This window comes from Nonomuraea rhizosphaerae, assembly GCF_019396405.1.
Classification (GTDB): domain Bacteria; phylum Actinomycetota; class Actinomycetes; order Streptosporangiales; family Streptosporangiaceae; genus Nonomuraea; species Nonomuraea rhizosphaerae.
The window spans coordinates 1-3,676 of sequence record NZ_JAHKRL010000176.1 but is presented as its reverse complement, the minus strand read 5'-3'; the positions used below and the strand labels follow the sequence as shown (position 1 = coordinate 3,676).

Sequence of the window (3,676 nt, the reverse complement as noted above, 5' to 3'; positions counted from 1 at the left end):
AAGGGCCTTTCCGCTCGACTTGCATGTGTTAAGCACGCCGCCAGCGTTCGTCCTGAGCCAGGATCAAACTCTCCAAACAATGCTTGAAGAACCAGTTGAATCCCAACTGAAAAAGGAATCCGTCATCCACGAAACATGGACATGACGGGGTTTGTGCATCATGCACTGGCTTTTAACACACTGTTGAGTTCTCAAGAAACGGACGCGAACTCCCCGAACCGCGAGAGGCGCACATTTCGTTTTGTTATGTCTTAATCTTTTCACCAGTCCGGCCGAGTGTCAAACTGACCGGATCGGGCACAGCACAACACACGCCAAAGCCACCGGAGTGGGAGAGGTTTGGTTGCGCCGCACCTGGCGACTCCTAAAGATTAGCAGCGCCTGCGACCACTCGAGACACGTTCAGTCCGACGGCAGGCCACAGAACGATCACGGCCGGAACATAGACTCCCCACGTGAGCAGCAACACGCCGCCTGTGGCGAAGAAATCCCCGACTGAGCGCACTCATCACGGTGACACCGTGATCGACGAGTACGCGTGGCTGACCGATAAGGACGATCCGGAGACGATCGCCTACCTGGAGGCGGAGAACGCGTTCCTCCAGCAGCAGACCGCTCACCTCGACGACCTGCGGGAGCAGGTGTTCCAGGAGATCAAGGGCCGTACCCAGGAGACCGACCTTTCGGTGCCGAGCCGCAAGGGCGCGTGGTGGTACTTCAGCCGCACCGAGGAGGGCAAGCAGTACGCCGTGTCCTGTCGCGTCCCCGCGGACGGTGAGACGCCGCCCGCGGTCACGCCGGGCGAGCGGCTCGACCGCGAGCAGGTGCTGCTCGACGGCAACGAGCTGGCGGGCGACAGCGCGTTCTTCTCGGTGGGCACCAGCGCCATCACGCCCGACGGGACGATGCTGGCCTTCTCCACCGACTACAAGGGAGACGAGCGCTTCACGCTGAGGTTCAAGGACCTCGGGACGGGTGAGCTGCTCGACGACGAGATCGAGGGCGTCTTCTACGGAGGGGCGTGGGCGGCCGACGGGTCGGCGTTCTTCTACACGCGCGTCGACGACGCCTGGCGCCCGTACCAGGTGTATCGGCACACGCTGGGCACCAAGGAGGACGTGCTCGTCTACGAGGAGGCCGACGAGCGCTACTGGGTGGGCATCGGCCTGACCCGCAGCGAGCGGTACCTGGTGCTCGGCGCCGGCAGCAAGATCACCAGCGAGGTCCGCATCCTCGACGCGAACGACCCCTCGGGCGAGTTCCGGGTGGTCCGTCCGCGCGAGACGGGTGTCGAGTACGGCATCGAGCACGCGGGCGACTTCTTCTACGTGCTCCACAACGAGAACGCCGAGAACTTCGAGCTGGCCACCGCCCCGCTCGACGCCCCCGGCGACTGGACGCCGCTGATCGCCCACAGCGAGGACGTCAGGCTCCTGGAGATCGACGCGTTCGAGGGCCACTCCGTCGTCCACTTCCGCCGCGCGGGCCTGACCGGCATCCGCATCATGCCGAGGACCCAGGACAGCCAGGAGGGCCAGGACAGCTACGAGATCGAGTTCCCCGAGCCCCTGTATGACGTGGGCCCGGCCGGCAACCCGGAGTTCTCCACCGGCAGGCTGCGGCTGGCCTACACCAGCATGATCACCCCGGCCAGCGTGTACGACTACGACCTGGCCACCCGCGAGCTGATCCTGCTCAAGCAGCGCCCGGTCCTGGGCGGCTACAGCCCGGACGACTACGAGCAGTTCCGCGAGTGGGCCACCGCCGAGGACGGCACGCGCGTGCCGATCTCCCTCGTCAAGCGCAAGGACACCGCCAAGCCGGCGCCGACCGTCCTGTACGGGTACGGCAGCTACGAGACCTCCATCGACCCCGGTTTCTCGGTCCCGAGGCTGTCGCTGCTCGACCGCGGCTTTGTCTTCGCCGTGGCGCACGTCAGGGGCGGCGGTGAGATGGGCCGCCGCTGGTACGAGGACGGCAAGCTGACCAGGAAGAAGAACACCTTCACCGACTTCGTCGCCGCCGCCGGGCACCTCAAGGCGAGCGGATGGAGCGAGCGGGTCATCGCCAGGGGCGGCTCCGCGGGCGGCCTGCTGATGGGCGCGGTCGCGAACCTGGCTCCGCAGGAGTTCGCCGGCGTGGTGGCCGAGGTGCCGTTCGTGGACGCGCTGAACACAATCCTCGACCCGTCGCTCCCGCTGACCGTGATCGAATGGGACGAGTGGGGCGACCCGCTGCACAACGCCGACGTGTACGCCTACATGAAGAGCTACACCCCGTACGAGAACGTGGACGACCGGGCGTACCCCCCGATCCTCGCCGTCACCAGCCTGAACGACACGCGTGTCATGTACCACGAGCCCGCGAAGTGGATCGCCCGGCTGCGGGCGACGGCGAACGGCGGGCCGTTCCTGCTGAAGACGGAGATGGGCGCGGGGCACGGCGGACGGAGCGGACGCTACGACTCCTGGCGTGAAGAGGCCTTCACGCTCGCGTGGATCATCGAGAGGGGCACCGTATGAGCTACCGGCCGGACGACAATCGCTACGAGCGTCAGCCGTACAACCGCAGCGGCAGGAGCGGGCTGAAGCTGCCCGCCGTCTCGCTCGGGCTGTGGCACAACTTCGGCGACAACCGGCCGATCGGCAACTCGCGGGCGATCCTGCGGCGGGCGTTCGACCTTGGCGTCACGCACTTCGACCTGGCCAACAATTACGGCGTGCCGTACGGCTCGGCGGAGCGGAACTTCGGCACGATCTTCCGCGAGGATTTCACGCAGTACCGGGATGAGCTGGTCATCTCCACCAAGGCCGGGTACGACATGTGGCCCGGCCCGTACGGCGAGTGGGGTTCGCGCAAATATCTGCTGGCCAGCCTCGACCAGTCGCTCACCCGGATGGGCCTCGACTACGTCGACATCTTCTACAGCCACCGCCCCGACCCCAGCACGCCGCTGGAGGAGACGATGGGCGCGCTGGACCGGGCGGTCCGCTCGGGCAAGGCGCTGTACGCGGGCATCTCCAACTACTCCGCCGAGCTGACCACGCAGGCCGCGCGGATCATGCGCGAGCTGGGCACGCCGCTGCTCATCCATCAGCCGTCCTACTCGATGATCAACCGGTGGATCGAGGACGGGCTGCTGGACGCGCTGGAGGAGGCGGGCATGGGCTGCATCGTGTTCTCGCCGCTGGCCCAGGGTCTGCTGACCGACCGCTACCTGGACGGCGTGCCCGCCGACTCGCGGGTGGCGACCAGCAGGTTCCTGAACGAGGACCAGATCGACCGGGACCTGGCCCGCGACCTGAACGAGGTGGCCAGGGGCCGCGGTCAGTCGCTGGCCCAGATGGCGCTGTCGTGGGCGATCAGGGACCCCCGGGTGACCAGCGTGCTGATCGGCGCGAGCAGCGTGAAGCAGTTGGAGGACAACGTCGCCTCCGTGGACGGCCCCGACTTCACCGAGGACGAACTCGACACGATCGACAAGATCACAGAGCCTCGTGCCGCTGCAGGTAGGTGAACGACGCCCAGCCGGGCAGCACCGGCAGCCAGAACGTGAGCAGCCGGTGCAGCAGCACGGCCGAGGTGGCCAGCTCGGCGGGCACCCCGGCCACGGTCAGACCCAGTGAGAGCGACGCCTCGACCGCGCCCAGGCCGCCAGGTGTGGGCGCGGCCAAGC

General features: G+C 67.0%; 3 protein-coding genes and 1 rRNA gene. 2 read left to right on the top strand and 2 right to left on the bottom strand.

Going from position 1 to position 3,676, the window contains the following annotated elements; genetic code table 11:
• Positions 1–79, bottom strand: a 16S ribosomal RNA gene (locus KME77_RS08790); the annotation flags it as partial.
• Positions 80–455: 376 nt separating this feature from the next.
• Between KME77_RS08790 and KME77_RS30230 the strand changes: the two genes are divergently transcribed.
• Both KME77_RS30230 and mgrA read left to right on the top strand, forming a co-directional pair.
• The gene (locus KME77_RS30230; protein ID WP_308250621.1) at positions 456–2,522 is read left to right on the top strand and encodes a S9 family peptidase; all 2,067 of its coding nucleotides are present in this window, start codon (positions 456–458) and stop codon (positions 2,520–2,522) included.
• Complete coding sequence (gene mgrA / locus KME77_RS08780) at positions 2,519–3,517, top strand: L-glyceraldehyde 3-phosphate reductase (protein ID WP_219463801.1); 999 nt, start codon at positions 2,519–2,521, stop codon at positions 3,515–3,517. The genes KME77_RS30230 and mgrA overlap by 4 nt, the downstream gene beginning before the upstream one ends.
• On the opposite strand, the gene KME77_RS08775 is transcribed toward mgrA, so the two are convergent.
• Positions 3,486–3,676, bottom strand: a 191-nt coding sequence (locus KME77_RS08775; protein ID WP_219463800.1) for a flippase-like domain-containing protein, incomplete at its 5' end; no start/stop codon positions are given. The two genes, mgrA and KME77_RS08775, sit on opposite strands and share 32 nt — an antisense overlap.

Bases quoted from the DNA above. Each gene is read 5' to 3' on its own strand.
- mgrA (WP_219463801.1), top strand. From the start codon at position 2,519: ATGAGCTACCGGCCGGACGACAATCGCTACGAGCGTCAGCCGTACAAC.